Annotated in this window: 21 protein-coding genes and 1 tRNA gene; 11 read left to right on the plus strand and 11 right to left on the minus strand. The window is 68.0% G+C overall.

Annotated elements, in window-relative coordinates:
* Positions 1-1230: tetratricopeptide repeat protein (locus ACRDPN_RS12505; RefSeq protein ID WP_431448376.1), on the minus strand; the 1230-nt coding region annotated here is incomplete at its 3' end.
* Between the two features lie 254 nt (positions 1231-1484).
* Positions 1485-2075 (minus strand): peptide deformylase, encoded by a 591-nt coding sequence (gene def, locus ACRDPN_RS12510; protein WP_431448379.1) that lies wholly within the window; start codon positions 2073-2075, stop codon positions 1485-1487.
* Between the two features lie 178 nt (positions 2076-2253).
* On the opposite strand from def, the gene ACRDPN_RS12515 reads away from it, so the two are divergent.
* The 3 genes from ACRDPN_RS12515 to ACRDPN_RS12525 all read left to right on the plus strand — a co-directional run bounded on the left by ACRDPN_RS12515 (position 2254) and on the right by ACRDPN_RS12525 (position 5321).
* Positions 2254-3561, plus strand: a complete 1308-nt coding sequence (locus ACRDPN_RS12515; RefSeq protein ID WP_431448382.1) for an acyl-CoA dehydrogenase family protein — start codon at positions 2254-2256, stop codon at positions 3559-3561.
* A gap of 13 nt (positions 3562-3574) precedes the next feature.
* Positions 3575-4795, plus strand: a complete 1221-nt coding sequence (locus tag ACRDPN_RS12520) for an acyl-CoA dehydrogenase family protein (protein WP_431448385.1) — start codon at positions 3575-3577, stop codon at positions 4793-4795.
* A 73-nt stretch (positions 4796-4868) separates the two neighbouring features.
* Positions 4869-5321, plus strand: coding sequence for a MarR family winged helix-turn-helix transcriptional regulator (locus tag ACRDPN_RS12525; protein ID WP_431448388.1), 453 nt, complete (start codon positions 4869-4871; stop codon positions 5319-5321).
* Between the two features lie 11 nt (positions 5322-5332).
* Here the strand turns inward: ACRDPN_RS12525 and ACRDPN_RS12530 are convergent, their stop codons facing one another.
* The gene (locus tag ACRDPN_RS12530) at positions 5333-6379 is read right to left on the minus strand and encodes a zinc-dependent alcohol dehydrogenase family protein (protein ID WP_431448391.1); all 1047 of its coding nucleotides are present in this window, start codon (positions 6377-6379) and stop codon (positions 5333-5335) included.
* Between the two features lie 62 nt (positions 6380-6441).
* Between ACRDPN_RS12530 and ACRDPN_RS12535 the strand changes: the two genes are divergently transcribed.
* Positions 6442-6804, plus strand: coding sequence for an FKBP-type peptidyl-prolyl cis-trans isomerase (locus ACRDPN_RS12535; RefSeq protein ID WP_431448394.1), 363 nt, complete (start codon positions 6442-6444; stop codon positions 6802-6804).
* Between the two features lies 1 nt (position 6805).
* On the opposite strand, the gene ACRDPN_RS12540 is transcribed toward ACRDPN_RS12535, so the two are convergent.
* Both ACRDPN_RS12540 and ypfJ read right to left on the minus strand, forming a co-directional pair.
* Positions 6806-7588 (minus strand): CPBP family intramembrane glutamic endopeptidase, encoded by a 783-nt coding sequence (locus tag ACRDPN_RS12540; protein ID WP_431448397.1) that lies wholly within the window; start codon positions 7586-7588, stop codon positions 6806-6808.
* Positions 7589-7592: 4 nt separating this feature from the next.
* Positions 7593-8480: a KPN_02809 family neutral zinc metallopeptidase gene (gene ypfJ, locus ACRDPN_RS12545; protein ID WP_431448400.1), complete on the minus strand. Its 888-nt coding sequence runs from the start codon at positions 8478-8480 to the stop codon at positions 7593-7595.
* 54 nt (positions 8481-8534) lie between these two features.
* On the opposite strand from ypfJ, the gene ACRDPN_RS12550 reads away from it, so the two are divergent.
* The 3 genes from ACRDPN_RS12550 (at position 8535) to ACRDPN_RS12560 (ending at position 12204) form a co-directional block, all read left to right on the plus strand.
* Positions 8535-9812 carry a DUF445 domain-containing protein gene (locus ACRDPN_RS12550; RefSeq protein WP_431448403.1) on the plus strand — a complete coding sequence of 426 codons (1278 nt, stop codon included), beginning with the start codon at positions 8535-8537 and terminating at the stop codon, positions 9810-9812.
* A gap of 467 nt (positions 9813-10279) precedes the next feature.
* Positions 10280-10365: transfer RNA gene (locus tag ACRDPN_RS12555), tRNA-Leu, on the plus strand.
* Between the two features lie 216 nt (positions 10366-10581).
* Positions 10582-12204 (plus strand): protein kinase domain-containing protein, encoded by a 1623-nt coding sequence (locus tag ACRDPN_RS12560; RefSeq protein ID WP_431448406.1) that lies wholly within the window; start codon positions 10582-10584, stop codon positions 12202-12204.
* A 12-nt stretch (positions 12205-12216) separates the two neighbouring features.
* Here the strand turns inward: ACRDPN_RS12560 and ACRDPN_RS12565 are convergent, their stop codons facing one another.
* Genes ACRDPN_RS12565 through ACRDPN_RS12575 form a run of 3 tightly spaced genes read right to left on the minus strand, consistent with a single transcriptional unit; the run spans position 12217 to position 14734 of the window.
* On the minus strand, positions 12217-12414 hold the full coding sequence (locus ACRDPN_RS12565) for a DUF6458 family protein (protein WP_431448409.1): 198 nt from the start codon (positions 12412-12414) through the stop codon (positions 12217-12219).
* 47 nt (positions 12415-12461) lie between these two features.
* Complete coding sequence (locus ACRDPN_RS12570; RefSeq protein WP_431448412.1) at positions 12462-13856, minus strand: VWA domain-containing protein; 1395 nt, start codon at positions 13854-13856, stop codon at positions 12462-12464.
* Positions 13853-14734, minus strand: coding sequence for an AAA family ATPase (locus tag ACRDPN_RS12575; RefSeq protein WP_431448414.1), 882 nt, complete (start codon positions 14732-14734; stop codon positions 13853-13855). Before ACRDPN_RS12575 ends, ACRDPN_RS12570 begins: the two co-directional genes overlap by 4 nt.
* Positions 14735-14769: 35 nt before the next feature.
* Here ACRDPN_RS12575 and ACRDPN_RS12580 point away from each other — a divergent pair, with 35 nt between their 5' ends.
* Together ACRDPN_RS12580 and ACRDPN_RS12585 are read left to right on the plus strand one after the other, a co-directional pair.
* Complete coding sequence (locus ACRDPN_RS12580) at positions 14770-15180, plus strand: SRPBCC family protein (protein ID WP_431448417.1); 411 nt, start codon at positions 14770-14772, stop codon at positions 15178-15180.
* A 10-nt stretch (positions 15181-15190) separates the two neighbouring features.
* The gene (locus tag ACRDPN_RS12585; RefSeq protein ID WP_431448420.1) at positions 15191-16483 is read left to right on the plus strand and encodes a M20/M25/M40 family metallo-hydrolase; all 1293 of its coding nucleotides are present in this window, start codon (positions 15191-15193) and stop codon (positions 16481-16483) included.
* A gap of 160 nt (positions 16484-16643) precedes the next feature.
* On the opposite strand, the gene ACRDPN_RS12590 is transcribed toward ACRDPN_RS12585, so the two are convergent.
* Together ACRDPN_RS12590 and ACRDPN_RS12595 are read right to left on the minus strand one after the other, a co-directional pair.
* Entirely contained in the window at positions 16644-16829 is a 186-nt protein-coding gene (locus tag ACRDPN_RS12590) for a DUF5703 family protein (RefSeq protein ID WP_431448423.1), read from the minus strand.
* Positions 16830-16832: 3 nt separating this feature from the next.
* Positions 16833-17795, minus strand: coding sequence for an aldo/keto reductase (locus tag ACRDPN_RS12595; protein WP_431448426.1), 963 nt, complete (start codon positions 17793-17795; stop codon positions 16833-16835).
* Between the two features lie 49 nt (positions 17796-17844).
* On the opposite strand from ACRDPN_RS12595, the gene ACRDPN_RS12600 reads away from it, so the two are divergent.
* Complete coding sequence (locus ACRDPN_RS12600; RefSeq protein ID WP_431448429.1) at positions 17845-18681, plus strand: undecaprenyl-diphosphate phosphatase; 837 nt, start codon at positions 17845-17847, stop codon at positions 18679-18681.
* 14 nt (positions 18682-18695) lie between these two features.
* On the opposite strand, the gene corA is transcribed toward ACRDPN_RS12600, so the two are convergent.
* On the minus strand, positions 18696-19661 hold the full coding sequence (gene corA / locus ACRDPN_RS12605) for a magnesium/cobalt transporter CorA (RefSeq protein ID WP_431448432.1): 966 nt from the start codon (positions 19659-19661) through the stop codon (positions 18696-18698).
* 76 nt (positions 19662-19737) lie between these two features.
* On the opposite strand from corA, the gene mshC reads away from it, so the two are divergent.
* On the plus strand, positions 19738-20940 hold the full coding sequence (gene mshC, locus ACRDPN_RS12610) for a cysteine--1-D-myo-inosityl 2-amino-2-deoxy-alpha-D-glucopyranoside ligase (RefSeq protein ID WP_431448435.1): 1203 nt from the start codon (positions 19738-19740) through the stop codon (positions 20938-20940).
* Positions 20941-21062 lie beyond the last annotated feature (122 nt).

Raw genomic sequence — 21062 nt, forward strand, 5'->3', positions numbered from 1 at the left:
CTCCGCGTCGGCCACGGCACCGAGGTGGTCGAAAGCGCTCGCAGCGGCCTTCGCCTCGCGTTCGGCGGCCTGGGTGTCGCCCGCGGCGAGGAAAACCCGGCCGAGGAGGGCCCGGGCGCGGGCCGCACCGAAGGGGGCGCCGGCACGGTCGTAGAGATGCACCGCGTCCTCCACGGCGCCTCGAGATGCGGCCGGGTCTCCGGCGGCGAGGAGCAGCGTCCCGTCGAGTTGGCGAACGGCGGCGACGAGTGGCTCGCGCGACATGGACGCCACCGTGGTCCTGAGCTCCTCGAGCGTGGTGAGTGCGGCATCGAGGTCACCGATCACCGCCTGGGCATTCGCGAGCAGCTCCATCCCGCCGAACCGGCCGATTCGGTCGTGGGGACCGAACTGCCGCAGGTACATCTCGGCGACGTCGACGGCTCTGGCTCCGTCGCCCGCATTCAGCGCGATGGCGCCCAGGCCGAGCGTGGCCTTCGGGTGTCCCTCGGCCTGCTTGAAGCGCTCAGTCGCCTCGTCCACGCGACCCTGCCGCCGCCTGAGCTCACCTAGTCGGACGATTGCCTCGACCGCCTTCGGCGGGCGCCGCGTGCCGAGGAACTGTGCGGCCGTCAGCATCTCGGTCTCAGCGCGAATCCAGTCGCCCTGCTCGACCAGTACCCCGGCGTACTCCACCCGGCACAGATGCTGCAGTGAGTGATACCCGACCCGAGCGCAGTGTGGGTCTAGCTCGGCACACCATTGCGCGGCGCGATCCAGGTCGCGCACCAGGCTGCAGACGCTGATGAGGTAACAGCAGGCGTAGCCGGCGAAAGCTGGGTCGTGGAACTCGCCGGCGACGGCGGCGGCAGCTGAGGCGTCGAGCAACCGCATCCCGGCGTCCACGTCGCCCCGAACCACCTTGACCAGCCCTTCCTGGGCCCGCCCCATCAGCTCGACATCGGCGTCACCGACCTCGACGCCGATCTCGATCGCGCGCGCGGCCTTCTGCTCGGCGAGGTCGGTGTCGGCAGCCTCGATCGCGAAGTCAGCTTCCCATGTCGCGAGCAAGCCGTGTTCGGGCACGAGCTCCAGGCCGGCAAGCGCTCTCGAGGCCAGCTCCAGCCAGCCCTGCGCGACCGCCTCCTCGCCCCGGAACGTCGCGTGGTCGAAAGCCAGGGCCATCGCAAGTCGTGCTGCCCCCCGCTGGTCGCCCGCATCGCGGTGCGCGCGGTAAGCCGACTCCCGCACCTCGATCGTCTCGGGTGGTCGGTCCAGAAGTAGGCCATGCCCAAAGCCTCGAGCACGGCCGGAGTGGGATCGGACGCAGCGGCCTCCTCGAGGTGGCGACAGGCTGCGTCCCAGTGGAGGCTCGTGAGAGCGTCGAGTCCGGCGTCGTACGCCGTCTGGTCCCCGGCGTCATGCGACATGGCACCTCCGCGCACCGACCACGGTGCGGATGCGCTCAGATTAGACGCCCGGCCAGCACCGGGACAGCGATTCGATCACTCCGGGACCACGGGGGAGACGGGCCAGTCGGCCGGGTAGTGGTTCGCGAGCTCCTCGTGCTGCTTGTTCAGCTGCTTGCGGGAGCGCACGGGGAGGCGGTCGCCGAAGACGGTGCCGAAAAGGTGGTCCGTCTCGTGCTGGAGGCAGCGGGCGAGCAGTCCGGTACCGGTGAACTCAACCGGGTCACCGTGCTCGTCGACTCCGGCGACGTGGGCCGTGTCCGGACGTGAGCAAGGGATGTAGGCGCCCGGCAGCGAGAGGCACCCTTCGTCGGCCTCCTCCAGCTGACGATCCTTGCCCTCCGGCAGGCTGAGCACGGGGTTGCACACGACACCGGTGACGCGGTGGTCGTCGGCGTCCGGGCAGTCGAACACGAAGACCTTGAGGTTGACGCCGACCTGGTTGGCGGCGAGTCCCACGCCGCTCGCCGCCTGCATCGTGGCGACCATGTCGCTCACGAGCGTCGCCAGGTCGTCGTCGAACTTCGTCACGTCGGCGACCTCACGATGCATCATCGGCGTGCCCCAGCGGGTGATCGGACGGACCGCACCGCCAGTGGGCAGCGGACGGGACTGCGAGTCGGGCACCGGGTCTCCCTCAGTTCAGTTCGGTCGAGCGCGGCACCACGCTATCCGAGCGAACTTCGGACGCTGACGCTCAGGTGTGCCAGTGTGATCTCGAATACCCCCGGTATGTGAAGTGCAACTCTGAGTTACACTTCAACGCGGTGGGCACATCGGTCCAACCGCATCGCAAGGAGTTCTCGTGGCCAATCGCAAAGACCCCATGGGCATCGGCCTGGCGGTCCTGAATCGCATCGCCAGCTCTCCGGCCATCGATCGTCTCGGCCTGCGCAAGACGGCCGAGAAGGTCGTCTACCAGGGCGCCAAGAGCGGCTTCCAGGCCGTTGGAGCGGCCGGCCGCACGTTCAAGCGCGTCAAGGGATCGGGCCAGCCGACCCGGCTCAGCGCCGCCCCGGATGCCGGCGTCTTCGACCTGACGCCCACCGAGGACCAGGAGATGATCGTCGGCGTCGTGCGTGATTTCTCCGAGAAAGTGCTCCGCCCGGGTGCATCGACCGCCGAGTCCGCCAACGACACCCCCAAGGAAGTTCTCGCCCAGACGAGCGAGTTCGGCCTCACCTTGCTCAACGTCCCCGAGGCGCTCGGTGGACTCTCGGAGGAGCGCTCGGCCGTCACCGGCGTCCTCGTCGTCGAAGCGCTCGCCGAGGGTGACATGGGCCAGGCCGTCTCCTGCCTCGCGCCGGCCGCCGTCGCGACCGCCCTCTCGTTGTGGGGCACCGACGAGCAGCAGCAGACCTACTTGCCCGCCTTCACCGGTGACGACGTGCCGGCCGCAGCACTCGCCGTGGCCGAGCCCCGCGCCCTGTTCGATGCCTTCGAGCTCCGGACCACGGCCACGAAGACGGCCGACGGCTACACGCTGAACGGCATCAAGTCCGGTGTCGTCCGCGGCACCGAGGCCGAGTTGTTCGTCGTAGCTGCCGCTGTCGACGGTGAGCCGCGCCTGTTCCTGGTCGAGTCGAGCACCAAGGGGATCGGCCTGGCCGCCGACCCGAGCATGGGTCTGCGGGCTGCCGGCCTCACTCGGCTCGCACTCGACGACGTCAGCCTGCCCGAGTCGGCGTTGCTCGGTGACGCCGACGCCTACCGCGAGTGCATCCGGCTGTCGCGACTCGCGTGGGCTGCGCTCGCACTCGGTACCGGCAGGGCCGTGCTCGATTACACGTCCGAGTACGTCAAGACGCGACAGGCGTTCGGCGAGCCCATCGCCCACCGCCAGTCGGTCGCGTTCATGGTCGCCAACATCGCCATCGAGCTCGAGGGCATGCGACTGGTCACGCTGCGCGCCGCCTCACGAGCGGAACAGAACCTCGACTTCTCGCGCGAGGTGGCCCTCGCTCGCCGCCTCGCCTCCGAGTACGGCATGAAGATCGGCACCGACGGCGTCCAGCTGCTCGGCGGCCACGGCTTCGTCAAGGAGCACCCGGTCGAACGGTGGTACCGCGACCTGCGCGCCGTCGGCCTCATGGAAGGAGCAGTCCTCGTCTGAGGGCGGACCCACGATGATCAATCTCGAGACCCCGAAGAAGTTCCGCCTGTTCGTGCAGCAGGCCAACCAGGTCGCCGACAACTTCCTGCGCAGCAACTCGCGCAAGTACGACCTCGCCGAGCACGAGTACCCCAAGGAGCTCGACCTTCTGGCGTCCCTCGTCGACGGCATGAGCGACTCCGGTCAGAGCAAGGGCGCCGGTGCCACCGGTGTCCGGCGCGACGAGGACGACGACTCCGTCAAGAAGGGAAAGATCAAGAACGGCACCAACATGTCGTCGGTGCTCTCGGTCATCGAGATGTGCTGGGGCGACGTCGGCCTGCTGCTCTCGATGCCGCGGCAGGGCCTCGGCAACTCCGCGATCGCCTCGGTGGCGACCGACGAGCAGCTCGAGAAGTTCAAGGGCACCTGGGCCGCCATGGCCATCACGGAGCCGAGCTTCGGTTCGGACTCGGCCGCGATCACGACCACCGCGGTCAAGGACGGCGACGCCTACGTGCTGAACGGCGAGAAGATCTTCGTCACGTCCGGCGAGCGTGCCGACTCGGTCGTTGTCTGGGCGACGCTGGACAAGAAGATGGGCCGCGCCGCGATCAAGTCGTTCGTCGTGCCGAAGTCCCTCCCGGGCATCCGGGTCGAGCGGCTGGAGCACAAGCTCGGCATCCGGTCATCCGACACCGCGGTGATCGTGCTCGAGGACTGTCGTGTTCCTGCCGAGAACCTGCTCGGCGACCCCGAGATCGACACCAAGGGCGGCTTTGCCGGCGCGATGGCGACCTTCGACAACACGCGGCCACTGGTCGCCGCGATGGCCGTCGGTTGCGCCCGCGCGTCACTAGAGGCGATCCGTGCGCTGCTCGAGGAGGCCGGCGCGGAGATCGACTACGACCGACCCGCCTCGGCTCAGTCGCACGCAGCCGCCACCTTCATCCAGATGGAGGCCGACTGGGAGTCCTCGTTGCTCCTCACGCTCGCGGCGGCCTGGATGGCCGACAACAGCGAGCCCAACTCGATGGAAGCGTCCATGGCGAAGGCCAAGGCCGGGCGGATCGGCAACGACATCACGCTGCGCTGCGTCGAGCTCGCCGGCACCCTCGGATACAGCGAGACCGAGATGCTGGAGAAGTGGTCGCGTGATTCCAAGATCCTCGACATCTTCGAGGGGACGCAACAGATCCAGCAGCTGATCGTGGCCCGACGGCTGCTCAACCTGACGTCGACCGAGCTTCGTTGATCGTTGAAATGAGAGGCGAAAAAGGTTCTTTCGAGCCAACGACCGGATGCCGCTGCGGCCATAGGATTACGCCATGACCACGAGTGATCTGCCCGACGACCTGGATGTCGACTTCCAGCTCGTCCGGTTCGTGCGTCGCTCGCGTGCATACGCGATGAGCCACCTTGCCGACATCCACGAGGAGCTCGACTACAACACGTTCCTGCTGCTGCTCGCCGTCTGCGATGCCAAAGGCGGCGTCCGCGCCTCGGAGCTGGCTGAGGGCATGCGGGTACACAAGTCCACCGTGAGTCGGGCCGTCAGCACCCTCGAGCGGCTGGGGCTGCTCGACCGCGCCACTCATCCCGACGACGGCCGCGCCCAGATCCTCACGGTGCCGCAGGACGCACGGGATCGGGTCGAGGCCTTCCGTGCCCGCAGTCACGCGTGGCTCACCGAGCTGCTCGTCGACTGGAGCCCCTCGGAGCTGTCGTCGTTCGCGCAGCAGCTCGCGCGTCTCAACGACGCGGCGGAGAAGCAGCCGTAGGGCGTCCCACCTCAGAGGGAGAGCATCGTCTTGATGGCGGTGCGCTCGTCCATGGACTGGTAGCCGTCGGCGACCTTGTCGAGCGACAGCGACTGGTCGAAGACGCGTCCGGGCTTCACGGTGCCGTCGAGCACGTCGGGCAACAGCTCGTCGATGTAGGCGCGTGCCGGGGCGACTCCGCCGGCCAGGCCCACGTTGCGCCCGAACATCGCCGGGACGTTGAGCTCGACGCCATGGGGCACACCCACGTAGCCGACGCGGCCTCCCGGTCGCGTGCTCAGCATCGCCTGCTTCATGCTGTCTGCGGTGCCCACACACTCGAGGACCTGGTCGGCGCCGATGCCGTCGAAGATCTCCCGGACGGCGGACGCCCCTTCCTTGCCGCGCTCGGCAACGATCTCGTCGGCGCCGAACTCGCGAGCGAGCTGCTGGCGGTCCTCGTGACGCGACATCGCCACCACGCGGCTCGCGCCGAGGCGTTTGGCGGCGAGCACCGCAGACAGGCCGACGGCACCGTCGCCCACCACCGCGACGTTGCTGCCGGCCTCGACGCCCGCGCTCACGGCGGCGTGGTGCCCGGTGGGGAACACGTCCGACAGGGTGAGCAGGTGTGGCACGAGCGACTCGTCCGGCTGCTCCGGTGTTGCCACGAGCGTGCCGTCGGCGAACGGCACGCGCACGATCTCGCCCTGACCTCCGTCGACAGGATGCCCGCTGCGGTCGGGGAAGCCCCAGAAGCCCCCGTTGACGCACGAGGTGTGGATGCCCAGCCGACACAGCGGGCAGGTGTTGTCGGAGAAGGCGAACGGGGCGATGACGAAGTCGCCGGGCTTGATCGTCTCCACGCCGCCGCCCACGTCTTCGACGATGCCGACGAACTCGTGCCCGATGCGCTGCGGGCCCTTGATCTCGGGGAGCCCGCGGTAGGGCCAGAGGTCCGAGCCACAGATGCAGGACGCCACGACGCGGACGACCGCGTCTCCGTCCTCGATCAGCTTGGGTACATCGACGTCGTCGAGGCGGATGTCACGGGTCGCGTGCAGAACGGTGGCTCTCATGCATCTTTCCTATCAGCGGGTCCATGAGCCCGCTCCATCAGCACCGTGAAAGGATCGGGCGCATGAGTGAGAAGCCTGAAGTCGACTTCATCGAGGGCCCCGCGCCTACCGAGCTGCAGTCCACCGACCTCGTCGAGGGCGACGGAGCGGAGGCCGAGCCGGGAGGCGTCGTCGACGTTCACTACGTGGGCGTCGAGTTCGACACCGGGGAGGAGTTCGACTCGTCGTGGAACCGCGGCCAGTCCGCGAGGTTCCCGCTTCCGAACCTCATACCGGCCTGGCAGAAGGGCATTCCTGGCATGAAGGTCGGCGGCCGGCGTCAGCTGGTGTGCCCACCCGACCTCGCGTACGGACCTGCCGGCGGCGGGCACCGTCTGTCCGGCAAGACGCTGGTGTTCGTGATCGACCTCATCGACGTCGGCTGAATCAGCGCAGTCCCAGCTTCTCGGCCAGCAGGGCGTAGCCCACGAACGTCGCGACGTCGAGCACCGTGTGCGCGATGACGAGCGGCAGCACCCTGCCGGTGCGCTGGAACCAGTACCCGAACACCAGGCCCATGACGAAGTTCCCCGCGGCCTGGCCGAAGCCCTGATACAGGTGGTAGGCGCCTCGTAGCGACGCGCTCGTCAGGAGCACAGTCCACTGGCCCCAGCGGAACTCGCGCAGGCGGGTCATGAGGTAGCCGACGACCACGATCTCCTCGAGTGCGGCGTTCTGCACGGCGGCGAGGACGAGCAGCGGGATGGTCCACCAATACGTGGAGTCCGGCACCGGCACGATCTGGGCGGTGACGCCGAGCGAGCGGCCGATCGCGTAGAGGCCTAGCCCTGGCAGCCCGATACCGAGCGCGAGCAGGGCTCCCCACATCACGTCCCTGGCCGGCCGACTCCCGTCGAGTCCGAGTCGGCGCAATGGTCCGGGCTGGTCACGGTCGAGACTCAGCAGGTAGAGCGCCAGCGCGACCGGGACGAGGGCGAAGCCGATGCCCAGCAGCTGCAGGGTGAGGTCGAGCCACTGACGGTCGCTCTGCGAGCGGTTGAGCGTCGCGGTGGCGTCGCGCAGTGGGCCCTGGGTGAGCTGCGCGATCAGACTGACCGCGGCGTAGACGGCTGACTGACCCAGCGACAGTCCGAGGACGATCCAGACCTCGGCGCGAGTCCGCCTTCGGACGCCCTCGTCGGCGGGGATCCGGCCCGGCGCTGTACTCACGACGTCAGAGCTGGTCGGTGCTGAAGGTGTCGCACTGGTCGGGGGAGCCGGACTTGTAGCCGGTCAGGAACCAGCGCTGACGCGACTCGCTCGACCCGTGCGTCCAGGTGTCGGGGTTGACGCCGCCGCCGGACGACTGCTGGATCCGGTCGTCGCCGACCGCCGCCGCCGCCGACAGCGCCGATTTGACGTCTCTGTCCGTCAGCGGCTTCAGGAGTGTGTTGCCGTCGGCATCCTCCGTGGTTGACGCGTGGTTCGCCCAGACACCGGCAAAGCAGTCGGCCATCAGCTCGATGCGCACGCCACCACTGGTGGGACCGGTGCGACCGTCCTGAGCTCGGGCAAGCAGGCCCAGGACGTTCTCGACGTGGTGGCCGTACTCGTGGGCGACGACGTACTCCTGGGCCAGGGCGCCGTTGTCGGCACCGAATCTGTTGGTGAGGTCGTCGAAGAAGCTCGCGTCGATGTAGATGCGCTCGTCGGACGGGCAGTAGAAGGGACCGGTCTGGCTCGTCGCCGTGCCACAGGCCGACTGTGTGGAGCCGGAGTAGATGACCGTCTTGGCGGGGCGGTACTGGCGGTTGAGCTCAGCGGGCAGTGCTTCGCTCCAGTAGTCCTGGACGCTGTTGACGGTGCCGATGATGCGACACTCCACGTCACGGTTTGCGTCAGCGCCGGTCTTGCAGTGCGAGAAGTCGCCCGACTGATCGCCGCCGGGTGTGACTTGGTCCGGGTCGAAAGGCGACCCGGTGACACCGCTCAGATCGACGCCGAAGAATAGGCCGACCAGCACGAGAACGAGGCTGCCGATGCCACCGCCGATGATGGCGCCGCCGCGTCCGCCGCCGGTGACCTGACTGGTGTCGAGGCCGGCCCCTTCTTCAAAGCTCATGGCGCGAGTGTACGCAGGGCCGCGGGACCGAGAATCTGTCGTTACGCTCCCGATGTGACCATTGCTGACGGCCGGAGCGGCCTCGCGATCCCGATGGCCGAGGGCCCTGGCGATGCCGCCAGGCTCCGCGGACTTCGCCGGATGAAGCTGCTCGCCCTTTCACTACTTCTGCTGGCTGCCCTCGTATATCTGTTCACGCGCGACCGCGAAGGTGTGCTGGGCTACGTGAACGCCGGCGCCGAGGCCGCCATGGTCGGCGCGATCGCCGACTGGTTCGCGGTCACCGCTCTCTTCCGGCACCCGATGGGGCTGCCCATTCCGCACACGGCGATCATCCCGAATCGTAAGGAGTCGCTGGGTGCGAGCCTGCAGGAGTTCGTCGCCGAGAACTTCCTGCGCGAGGAGGTCGTGCGTGAGCGCATCGTCACGACCAAGGTCGCTGCCCGGGCCGGCAGCTGGCTCGTCGAAGGAGACCACGCGCAGCGCCTGGTCGACATCGGCTCACGCGTGCTGGCCGATGGACTCGGACGGGTGAAGGAGTCGGACGTCGCCGCCGTCGTGGAGGAGGCGATCATTCCCCGCATGCTCGACGAACCGTTGAGCCCGATGGCCGGTCAGCTGCTCGGCGAGGTGGTGCGCGACGGCGCGCACGTCGGTGCGGTCGACCTCATGCTCACCGAGCTGCATCGCTGGTTGTCGTCCAACCAGGAGGAGGTGACCTCGCTCGTCGGCCAGCGTGCACCGTGGTGGACACCCATCTGGCTGGATGAGCGCGTCGCCGGCCGGATCCACGTCGAAGCCGTCGAGTGGGTCGCCGAGATCCGCGACACTCCGAATCACCTGGCTCGGCAGGCACTCGACAAGTGGCTCGCGCAGCTCGCCCAGGACCTGCAGCACAACTCCGCGACGCAGGAGCGGGCGGAGCGGCTCAAGCACCGGTTGTTGACGCAGCCACAGGTGGCCGCGACGTCGATCGCCGTCTGGGACGCACTTCGACGTGCTCTCGTCGGGTCGTTGCAGGATCCGGACGGTCTGGTGCGCCGCCGGGCCGTCGAGGAGCTGCTGGCGCTCGGGACGCGGCTGATGTCCGACGACGCGATGGGGGAGCGCGTCGACGCGATTCTCGCGGACATCGCCGCGTATGTCGTCGACCACTACGGGCACGACCTCGCAACGATCATCTCGGCCACGGTGAACCGCTGGGACGGACAGGAGACGGCCGAGCGCATCGAGCTGCACGTCGGACGCGATCTACAGTTCATCCGCATCAACGGCACGGTGGTCGGTGGGTTGGCCGGGCTCGCCATCCACGCCGTCGCGTCGGCACTCTGAATCGTTGGTCGAGGTCCACATCGTGTGGAAAAGATGTGCACAACACGGTCTGGCTTGTGGGTGACTACCATCGGTCTGTGGACGACACGAGAAATGTGGCTGATCAGGGAAAAAAGGTTTGGAAAGGTCTTGTGCCCCCCGGTCGGAGGGGATACAAATAACCCACGCAGTTCTTCGGAACTGCGGGAACGAATCCCAGATTCGAATCAAGTCAGAGCTTCGGCTCATCGACACCGGCTGGTGATGCAGCAGGGGAGATTCGAGGTCAGGGTTTCGGGATGAGAGAGATCATCACGCTCACTCAAAGCGAGGCCCCGGGAACTCATACTTCCCGGGGCCTCATCCATGGTGCCAGAGCGCTCCCATTGCGTCGATTCGAGCGCGTGAGAGGTACGACACCCCGGTCGGCGGCCCTCGCCCGCTTTGCTAGAGTTCCTGTTTGCACCACGCGCTCCCTCGGGGGCGAAGTCCGGGTGGCGGAATTGGTAGACGCGCTAGCTTGAGGTGCTAGTGCCCGGTTACGGGCATGGGGGTTCAAGTCCCCCCTCGGACACTGCAAGACCCTCACACTCTCGCCGGTGTGGGGGTTTTGTGTTTGGTCGACGCTGCGCAGTTCAGAGGTCTGACGCGACCCACCGACTGTCTCGGATCGGCGTAACCTTCTCGTGTCGCGGTAACGCCTCGCATCCCGGTGGTCAGCGACCGAGGCAAACCTGGAATGTCGCGGGCCGAGCGGCAGCGCTCTACCCCCGCGGGTAGTCTGCGAACTATGTCGTCCGACGTCGAAGCCGGCGGAGTTGGCCCGTCGGCCGCTTCGAAGCGCGGCACGCTCATAGCCGGTCGTTACCGCATCGAGAAGCCAATCGCGGCGGGCGGCATGGGAGAGGTCTGGCAGGGCAGGGACGAGGTGCTCGGCCGTACCGTCAGCGTCAAGTTTCTGCACCCGCAGTACGCCACGGACGAGAACTTCCTGGAGCGGATGCTGCGGGAAGCCCGGGCTGCGTCGGCAGTGAACCACCCCGGCGTCGTCGCGGTCTACGACTTCGGCCGCATCGATCCGGACGACGGACTGACCATGTCGTACATCGTCATGGAGCTCGTCGACGGGCCCTCGCTGTCCCAGATCATGCTCGAGGATCCACCGACGATCGAGCAGTCCTTGAGGATCCTCCAGCAGACGGCGGCCGCGCTCCACGCGGCCCACCAGGCGGGGGTCGTCCACCGGGACGTGAAGCCGGGGAACATCCTCCTGGCCCCGAACGGAGTCGTGAAGCTCACCGACTTCGGGATCGCCCGCTCCCAGGATGCGTCGACCATCACCGAGTCAGGTTCGATCACGGGCACCGCGCACTACCTCAGCCCGGAGCAGGCGGCGGGGGAGACGGCGACCGAGCGGTCCGACCTGTACTCCCTCGGCGTCGTCATCTACTCCTGTCTGAGCGGAGCGGTGCCGTTCGACCGCGACGGGCCGGTCGCGATCGCGCTGGCGCACGTCCAGGACGAACCCCCGCCCCTGCCGCCGGAGATCCCGACCGACGTGGCGGACCTGGTCATGTCCCTGCTCGAGAAGGATCCGGACGCTCGCCCGCGCGACGCTGCGGCCGTCAGCGAGCAAGCCGCCCTCCTGCTCGGCGAAGACCGTCCGACCGCGGCCATGGCCGCCATGGGCGCAGGCATCGATCAGACAGCGGCCACGACGGTGAACCCCGACTTGTCCGGGCAGACCGTCGTCGCGCCGGCTCAGGATGAGGCCGAGGCGGAGCATCCGCGACGGCGCAAGACCATCCTGCTCATCGCGGCGGCTGTCGCCGCACTGGCGCTGGTGGCCGCCTTCCTGGTGTTCGGCCGCGGTGCCGAGCAGGTGACGATGCCAGACCTCGTCGGCATGTCACAAAATGAAGCGGAGGCGGAGCTTGAAGGCCTTGGTCTCGACGCGAAGATCACGGTCGAGGACGTGCCCAAGGAAAAGGCCGGCACCGTGACCGAGCAGGGCGAAGAGGCGGGCCAGGAGATCGACGAAGGCTCCGAGGTGGCGTTGACGGTCGCCTCCGGAAAGGTCGAGTTACCGGTCGAGGAGATCGTCGGTGTCGGCTACAAGAAGGCCCGGAAGGTGCTCGAGGACCTGGGCCTGCGCGCGCAACGGCTGCCCAGGGTGTCGGGAGAGGATCCCGGCACCGTCCTACGCATCCGCGGGGGCGAGACTCGCGTCGACGTCGACAGCACCGTGGGCCTGATCGTGGCCATCGCGCCGGCTCCCACGCCAAGCCCGACACCCTCACCAGCTCCGACACCGACTCCTACGCCGACTCCAACGCCGACTCCGACACCGACGCCAACCCCGACGCCATCACCTGAGCCGACAGAGTCGGAGACCACGCCCCCCGAGGAGTAGTGGCGACAGGGGTTAGCGCGGGTCGCGGGGATCGACGCGGCGGTCGCGGTGCTGGTTGAAGACGACGAGCGACACCACCATGCCGAGAAGACCGACGACCATCAGGATGAGACCGACCATCGGCAGGTCGATTCCCTGGAGATTATCCTCCACTGCGAAGTAGAGGATGGCGCCGAAAGCGAGCAGGACAAGAGACACACCGATGTACATGCGCATACTGTGGCACGGCGGCGGCGCGCCTGCACAAGCGGTACCCGCTACACCGGCAGCAGGCGGGTGATGAACCGGCTGAGCTGGTCGACGTTGAAGCACTCGTGCATCTCCACGACATCGGCGTACACCGGCGCGATCGAGTCGCCCAGTCCCCAGCGCATGTGGTGCTCGGGGTTCAGCCAGAAGATGCGCCGTGCGTGCTGGCCGATCGCGTGGAGTGCGCCGAGGTTCGGGTCCTGGTTGTTGTTGCGGGCATCGCCGAGGATCAGCACCGACGTGCGGGGCCCGACGGCGCTGAGGAACAGCTCGGCGAAGTCGCCGAACGCCTCTCCGTAGTCGCTGCTGGTGTGCCACTTGGTGATGCGGGCCTCCTGCGAGATGCGTGGGCCGAGGTCGCCAGACGTGTCCTTGACGATGTCGGTCACCTCGTCCATCGCGTTCACGAAGGCGAACACGCGGACCTTGCTGAACTGGTCGCTGAGCGCCTGCACGAGCAGCATCGTGAAGCTGGAGAACCCGGACACCGAGCCGGAGACGTCACACAGGAGGACGAGCTCGGGCCTGGCCGGGTGCGGCTTGGCGTAGGCGGGCCGCAGCGGGACGCCCCCCGTCCCCATCGATCGGCGCAGCGTCCGGCGGATGTCGATGCGGCCTCGTTGGGCTCTCCTCCTCCTGGCCGCCAGGCGTGTGGCGAGCTTCCGGGACAACGGCCGCACCGTCGTGCGCAGCTCCTCGAGCTGTTGACGGTTGGCGCTGAGGAAGTCGATCCGGTCGCTGCCCGGGCGAACGGCGTGCCGGGTGACGACCTCGCGTCCTCGTTGCTCGGCCGTGCGGCGACGTGCCTCGGACGCGACCATCGCGCGGAACCGGTCGACGTTGCGACGGACCTCGTCGCGCTCGAGACGGTCGGTGACCTGCGGCGTGGCGGACTTCAGCCCCTGCCCTCCGCTGCCGCGCGTCTCGAGGGCCTGAACGAGCAATGTCTGCGGGCGCAGGCGTTCCAGCGTCTGGTACGCCGACCAGCCGCCGGTCGAGCCGCCGCCCTCTCCAACCTGGCCGAGCAGGTCGACGGCGATCTCGGCGACCTGCTCGAGGGCGCGGGAGTCGTCGTCGGCCAGGGCCATGGCGAGCAGGTCACGCAGGTCCTCGAGGTCCAGGTCCTCGTCGCTGTCGAGCACGGCCTGGGTGGCGCCGGTCCCGGCCGGGAAGTACAGGTCGAACGTCATGTCGAAGACGTCCCGCTGGCCGCCGCGTCGCACGAGCGCCGAGGCGAGACCCTCGCGCAGCAGCTCGCGTCGGTCCATCCCGAGCACTTCGATGACGGCTGCGGCGTCAACCGTCTCGCTCGTCCCAGCGGGGATGCCCTTCGTGCGCAGTGCACCGACGAACTCGACCAGACGACCGGCCAGGTCGCTTTCCGCGTTCGTCACCGTGCTCATGAGGGAGAGAGAACCTCGTCCAGGTCGAGGCTGCTGCGCGCCTTCGCCACGTCGTCGGCGTGCTTGAGGATCACGCCGAGGCTGTCGCGCACGACCTCGTCGTCGAGGATGTCTGCGCCGAGCGCGAGCAACGTGCGGGCCCAGTCGATGCTCTCGGCGATCGACGGTGCCTTGCGCAAGGACAGCGCGCGCAGGGCGTTGACGACTCGCACGACGGACGAGACCAGCGTCTCGTCGAGCCCCGGGACCTGCATACGGACGATGCGCTCCTCGAGCTCGGGCTCGGGGAAGTCGATGTGCAGGAACAGGCAGCGGCGTCGCAAGGCTTCAGACAGCTCACGGGTGGCGTTGGACGTCAGCACCACGAAGGGTCGCGTGGTGGCCCTGACGGTGCCGAGCTCGGGCACGGTGATCTGGAAGTCGCCGAGCACCTCGAGCAGCAGACCCTCGATCTCGACGTCGGCCTTGTCGGTCTCATCGACGAGCAGCACGGTCGGACCGTCGTTGCGGATCGCGGTCAGCAGCGGCCGCGGGAGCAGGAACTCCTCGCTGAAGATGTCGGTGCGCGCCTCGTCCCACGTCTCGTTGCGGCCAGCCGTGATGCGGAGCAGCTGCTTGGCGTGGTTCCACTCGTAGAGGGCGCGCGCTTCGTCGACTCCCTCGTAGCACTGCAGCCGCACGAGCGACGCATCGCAGGCGTCGGCCACGGCACGGGAGAGCTCGGTCTTGCCGACCCCGGCCGGACCTTCGACGAGCAGGGGCTTGCCCAGCTCACTGGCGAGGTAGACGGTCGTGGCCACGGCGTCGGAGGCGAGGTAGCCCACCTTCTCGAGCCGTTCCTTGACGTCGTCGACCGACGCGAATCCCATCGTGGACATCTACATCCTTCCGCCGTGCTCCTACCATCGTGACAGTGTCATTCTCAGGGGAACCATTCGAGATCGTTCGCGAGGTCCCGTTGTCGCCGGACGAGGTCTTCTCTCGGCTCACGGGCTGGAAGCGACACGGCGACGTCGTGCCGTTCACGACCGTGCGGCTCACCGAGACCGGTTTCGTCGCGCGCACCGCCCTCGGGCCGGTCGGTTTCGACGACCCGATGGACGTCGTCGAATGGGATCCACCGCGGTTCTGCCGCCTCGAGAAGCGTGGCCGTGTGGTGCGCGGATGGGCTGAGATCTCGGTCCGTCCGGCCGAGTCGGGGTCGACGGTCGTGTGGCGAGAACTGGCGCACGTGACCGGTGTCCCGCGGATTCTGGCCGGTGCCGAGAAGGCGGTCGGTTCAGCGTTGTTCAGCCGACTGTTGGACGGTCTGACCCGCACGTAGGATCGGCCGCATGGGATACCTACCGGAGGCCGAGACGCTCGAAATCTGCCGAGACCTGATCCGTCTCGACACGTCGAACTACGGCGACAGCTCCGGACCGGGGGAGCGCAAGGCTGCCGAGTACGTGGCCGCCGCGTTGGCCGAGGTCGGCATCGAGTCCGAGCTGGTCGAGTCCGAACCCGGTCGGACCAGCCTCGTGGCCCGCTGGGGCAACCAGGACTCCACCAAGCCCGGCCTGCTCATCCATGGACATCTCGACGTCGTGCCGGCGCAGGCCCACGACTGGCAGGTCGACCCGTTCGCCGCCGAGATCGTGGACGGTTACCTGTTCGGGCGGGGAACCGTCGACATGAAGGACTTCGACGCGATGCTGCTGTCGGTCGTGCGCGCGCGGCAGCGCGTCGGCGTGATCCCGGACCGACCGATCACCCTGGTGTTCACCGCGGACGAGGAAGCCGGCGGCCTGAAGGGTGCCCACTGGATCGTGGACCATCGCCCCGATCTGCTGGAGGGATGCACGGAGGCTGTCGGTGAGGTCGGCGGCTTCTCCACCGAGATCGGTGGCCAGCGGCTGTACCTCATCGAGTCCGGCGAGAAGGGCATCGCCTGGATGCGGCTCCGGACCCGCGGCACCGCAGGCCACGGCTCGATGGCCAATCCCGACAACGCCATCACCCGGCTCGCGCAGGGACTCATCGCGCTCGGGGAGCATGAGTGGCCGGCGGAACCCGGGCCGTCGATGCTCCAGCTACTGGACAAGATCCGCGAGCTCTCCGGTGCCGACGGAACGCCCGACGAGCTGTTGGAGCAGTTCGGACCGGCGGTGCGCATGATCGGCTCCGGCATCCGCAACACCACCAATCCGACGATGCTCGACGCGGGCTACAAGCACAACGTCATCCCAGGCGAGGCTGTGGCATATGTCGACGGCCGCTACCTACCCGGCCACGCGGAGACGTTCCACGACGCCGTTCGGGACGTCGTCGGGAAGGGCATCCAGGTCGAGCCCTACATCTCCGACACGGCACTGGAGTTCGAGTTCAAGGGCGATCTGGTCGACGCGATGACGGTCGCCCTGCACAGCCACGACCCGGACGCACACATCGCCCCGTTCCTCATGTCCGGCGGCACGGATGCCAAGGGCTGGAGCCGCATGGGCATCACGTCATACGGGTTCACGCCGCTCCGGCTGCCGGCCGACCTCGACTTCACCGCGCTCTTCCACGGCGTCGACGAGCGCGTGCCGGTCGACGCCCTGGAGTTCGGCTCGAAGGTCTTCGACGAGTTCCTCAACCTGATCTGAGACGGGCCGACGAGCGCCGGCGAGGAGCGTCCGGCCAGGTTGAGTGCGCCACTGGCGAAGCCCGTCCGTTGTATCGAAACCTCGTGAGATGAGGGCTTGCTGGAGGAATGGTTTCTATGCGCCGCTCGTTCCTCGCGGCTACTCAACCACCGGTGGCTTGTCAAAGTGTTGAGCGCATCCGGATGATCTTGCGCCGCAGCCGCACGGTGCGTTTGCCGTCGGAATCCTTGCGTAGCCGCTCGAGCTCCCAGCCGTGGTACTCGGCGGCGTCGGTGAGCAGGCGACACACGGCGTGACGCGACTGTGTGCGGGGGAGCGCCAGGTTCCAGAACTCGTACTCGATCAACGTTCAGGACTCCCATCCGTGTGGTGACGACACGTCGTCGAGGGCTTGGACGATCTCGTCGGGCAGCTCGACCTCCTCCGCGGCGAGGCTCTCACTCAGCTGAGCCGCGGTGCGGGCTCCGACCAGTGCCGACGCGACGCAGGGGCGTCCGAGCAGCCAGGCCAGCGCGACGTGCGACATCGAGACGTCGAGCCCGTCGGCGGCACGCGCCACCGCCTCGACGACTCGGGTGCGATCGGGGTCGAGGTACGGCGTGACGAACTGCTCGAGGCTCGAGTCGGCTGCTCGTGAGTCACCGGGGATGCCGTTCCGGTACTTGCCGGTGAGCACTCCGCGACCCAGGGGCGACCACGCGAGCACGCCCATGCCGAGGTACTCGGCCGCCGGTACGACCGAGTCGTCGGCATCGCGGCGCAGGAGCGAGTACTCGACCTGGTTGCTGATCAGCGGTACACCGTCGGGGCGACCGGCCAGCCAGGTGTGCGAGAGCGACATCTGCCAGCCGTAGAAGTTGGAGATGCCGACGTACCGGGTACGCCCGGTCGCAACGGCGTGCTCGAGGGCGGCCAGGGACTCGTCGAGGGGGGTGCTCTCGTCCCAGCGGTGGATCTGCCAGAGGTCGAGGTGATCGGTGCCGAGGTCGCGCAGGGACATGTCGAGCTGGTCGAGGAGCGTCCGGCGGGACGAGTCGCGGACGACCTCGCCGCCGCGAAAGCCCAACCCGGCCTTGCCGGCGAGGACGATCCGATCACGTGACGACGTCTTGGCGATCAAGGAACCCAGCAGCGGCTCGGAGGCGCCGTCGCCGTAGATGGGCGCGGTGTCGACGAGGGTTCCGCCGGCGTCGAGGAACGTCGTGAGCTGCTCCTCGGCCTCGATCTCGTCGACGCCCGAGCCGAACGTCATCGTGCCCAGCGCCAGTCGCGAGACCCTCAGCCCCGACGATCCGATCCGGCGCTCCTGCATGCAGGACAGGGTAGTCGGGACCCCGAAGAGCGCCCGTTAGGCTCGCACGGTGGATTTTCTCCGTGCCGTGGTCCTGGGCGTCATCCAGGGCCTGACCGAGTTCCTCCCGATCTCCAGCAGCGCGCATCTCGCGATCTTCCCCAAGTTCTTCGGCTGGGACGATCCGGGCGCGGCCTACACGGCGGTGATCCAGATCGGCACCGAGGTCGCCGTGGTGCTCTACTTCTGGCAGGACATCTGGACGATCGGATCCGGCTGGGTCCGCGGGCTCTTCTCGCGCGTCGCCCGGGAGGAGCGCGAGTGGCGGATGGGCTGGTTCGTCATCGTGGGCTCCCTGCCGATCGTGCTGGTCGGCCTCGCGCTGGAGAGCCTCATCGAGCGCGAGTTCCGCAATCTCTGGGTGATCGGCACGATGCTGGTCGTCATGGGCGTCGTGCTCGGCATCGCGGACCGCGTGGGGCGCAAGTCGTCGCCGATCGACGACCTGACCTGGCCGCACGCCGTCCTGTTCGGCGTCGCCCAGGCGGCAGCCGTCGTGCCCGGCGTCTCCCGCTCAGGCGCCACCATCTCCATGGGGCTGTTCCTCGGCTACGAGCGGGAGGCCGCCACCCGGTACGCGTTCCTGCTGGCCATCCCGGCGGTGGTCGGCGCCGGCGTCTACAAGCTCAAGGACATCCCGGGCGGTGAGAACGCCTACGGGACGCTGCCCACGATCGTCGGAACCGTCGTGTCGTTCGCGGTGGGCCTGGCCGTCATCCACTGGCTGCTGCGATACGTCAGCAACCACTCGTTCATGCCGTTCGTGGTGTACCGGATCGCGCTGGGGACGCTCGTGCTGGTGCTCGTGGGTGCCGGCGTCATCGGCGCGACGACGACGGTCGGCTGAACGAAGGACGCGCCCTACAACCAGCCGTTGCGGCGGAAGGCGCGGAAGATGACGCCGCAGAGCACGACGATCCCGAGCATCACCAAGGGGTAGCCGTAGGTCCAGCTGAGCTCGGGCATGTACTCGAAGTTCATGCCGTAGATACCGGCGATCATCGTGGGAACGGCGAACAGCGTCGCGCCTGCGGCCAGTTTCCTCATGTCATCGTTCTGTTGGATGCTCAGCTGGGCCAGGTGCGCACCCAGGGCGTTGTCGAGCAGCTTGTCGGTGGAATCGATGCTCTCGTTCACGCGGGCGAGGTGGTCGGCGATGTCGCGGAAGTACGGCTGGGCGTCCTCCGGCATCGCCCCGAGCGCGAAGCGCTGCACTGGCTCACGCAGCGGGACGACGGCCCGCCGGAACTCCAGCGTTTCTCGCTTGAGCCGGTAGATGCGCGATGCGTCACTGGTGCGCACAGCGGAAAAGACCGACGCCTCCACCTCCTGCACGTCGATCTCGAGCTCGGATGCGACGTCCTCGTACTCGTCGACGACGGAGTCGACGATGGCGTAGAGAGCAGCGATCGGACCGTGCTCGAGCTCGTGCTCGTCGCTCTCGGCACGCCGCCGGACCTCGCGCAGGTCGTGGCCCTTTCCGTGCCGGACGGTGACCAGGTAGCGCTGGCCGAGGAAGCAGCTGACCTCGGCCGTCTGGATGTCGTCGTTCGTGTACGTGATCGTCTTGATCGACATGAACAGGTGGTTGTCGTAGCGCTCGACCTTGGGCCGCTGATGAGCCTCCACGGCGTCCTCGACGGCCAGCGGGTGCAGATTCAGCGGTTCCGCGAACAGTGACAGCTCCTCCGACGAAGGTTCGTAGAGGCCGATCCACAGAAAGTCGTCCGTGCCCTCGAGGGCGTCGATGACCTCTCCCAGGGCGTGCGGATCGTGCGGCGCCTCCTCACGGTGCCCCTTGCGGTAGATCGCGCAGTCGATGATCACGCCGCCATTCTGCCGCGCTCGACAAGCGACGCGACCGTCGACAGGCCGCTCTGCGCCTACAGATACGCTCGTCGGCATGCGTAGCTGGTCGAGCCCGGAGGTTCCCTCGATCGGCGGATCGGCTCCCGGTCTGCGCATCCACGACAGCCGCACCGACGCCCTCGTCACCAGCGATCCGGACGACGTCGCACGCCTGTATGTCTGCGGCATCACGCCGTACGACGCGACCCACCTCGGGCACGCGGCCACCTACCTGGCGTTCGACCTTCTGCAGCGGCAGTGGCTCGACCGCGACCTTGATGTCGTCTACACGCAGAACGTGACCGATGTCGACGACCCCCTGCTCGAGCGGGCAAACGACACCGGGGAGGACTGGACGAAGCTCGCCGAGCGGGAGACCCGGCTCTTCTGCGACGACATGGAGGCGCTGCGGATGCTGGCGCCGCACCACTACATCGGTGCGGTCGAGTCCATCGATCTCGTCGTCGATCTCATCGAGCGTCTGGGCGACTCCGTGTACCGGGTCGACGACGATCTCTACTTCGACGTGCACGCAGACCCTGGCTTCGGGCAGGTCTCCGGGCTCGACGAGGACGCGATGCGAGCGGTGTACGGCGAGCGTGGCGGCGACCCGGAGCGACCCGGGAAGAAGCATCCCCTCGACTGCCTGCTGTGGCAGGGTCCACGCGACGGCGAGCCGTCCTGGGAGTCACGGCTGGGTCCAGGGCGCCCCGGTTGGCACATCGAGTGCGCCGCGATCGCGTTGGAGCATCTCGGCACCGACTTCGATGTCCAGGGGGGCGGATCCGACCTGGCCTTCCCGCACCACGAGATGTCGGCCTCGGAGGCCTCCGTCGCCACGGGAGAACCGTTCGCCCAGGCCTACATGCACGCGGGCATGGTCGCGCTCCACGGCGAGAAGATGTCGAAGTCGAAAGGCAACCTCGAGCTCGTGTCACGCCTGCGCGAGACCGGCCACGATTCCATGGCCATCCGCCTGGCGCTGCTCGCCCACCACTACCGCAGCGACTGGGAGTGGACGGACAAGGCGATGGTCGCCGCCAAACAACGTCTCGACATCTGGCGTGCTGCTGTGCAACGGACAACCACCCCACCAGGTGACGACGTGATCGCGGAGATCCGTGCGGCACTGGCGGACGACCTTGACGCGCCGGCCGCGCTTGCTGCCGTCGACCGGTGGGTCGGCGCAGACGGTGTCGAGGATGACGGGACCGAGGTGGCGCGGGCCATCGACTCGTTGCTGGGAGTCCGTCTCTAGCTGGCTGTGGGTCGCGTCAAGTCCTCGGGCGGGCATGGTTGATCGACCCCGCGACGCGGGGCTGGTGGAGAAGCTCTTGGTCGGCAGATACTGGCTGGCGGGTGCCGGGCGCCCACGCTGAC

It is taken from the genome of Aeromicrobium sp. (assembly GCF_050700635.1).
In the GTDB taxonomy this organism is placed as follows: Bacteria; Actinomycetota; Actinomycetes; order Propionibacteriales; family Nocardioidaceae; genus Aeromicrobium.

Coding starts and splice junctions, on each gene's coding strand:
- ACRDPN_RS12520 (WP_431448385.1), top strand. CDS start 3,575: ATGATCAATCTCGAGACCCCGAAGAAGTTCCGCCTGTTCGTGCAGCAG.
- ACRDPN_RS12525 (WP_431448388.1), top strand. CDS start 4,869: ATGACCACGAGTGATCTGCCCGACGACCTGGATGTCGACTTCCAGCTC.
- ACRDPN_RS12530 (WP_431448391.1), bottom strand. CDS start 6,379: ATGAGAGCCACCGTTCTGCACGCGACCCGTGACATCCGCCTCGACGAC.
- ACRDPN_RS12535 (WP_431448394.1), top strand. CDS start 6,442: ATGAGTGAGAAGCCTGAAGTCGACTTCATCGAGGGCCCCGCGCCTACC.
- ypfJ (WP_431448400.1), bottom strand. CDS start 8,480: ATGAGCTTTGAAGAAGGGGCCGGCCTCGACACCAGTCAGGTCACCGGC.
- ACRDPN_RS12560 (WP_431448406.1), top strand. CDS start 10,582: ATGTCGTCCGACGTCGAAGCCGGCGGAGTTGGCCCGTCGGCCGCTTCG.
- ACRDPN_RS12565 (WP_431448409.1), bottom strand. CDS start 12,414: ATGTACATCGGTGTGTCTCTTGTCCTGCTCGCTTTCGGCGCCATCCTC.
- ACRDPN_RS12570 (WP_431448412.1), bottom strand. CDS start 13,856: ATGAGCACGGTGACGAACGCGGAAAGCGACCTGGCCGGTCGTCTGGTC.
- ACRDPN_RS12575 (WP_431448414.1), bottom strand. CDS start 14,734: ATGTCCACGATGGGATTCGCGTCGGTCGACGACGTCAAGGAACGGCTC.
- ACRDPN_RS12585 (WP_431448420.1), top strand. CDS start 15,191: ATGGGATACCTACCGGAGGCCGAGACGCTCGAAATCTGCCGAGACCTG.
- ACRDPN_RS12595 (WP_431448426.1), bottom strand. CDS start 17,795: ATGCAGGAGCGCCGGATCGGATCGTCGGGGCTGAGGGTCTCGCGACTG.
- mshC (WP_431448435.1), top strand. CDS start 19,738: ATGCGTAGCTGGTCGAGCCCGGAGGTTCCCTCGATCGGCGGATCGGCT.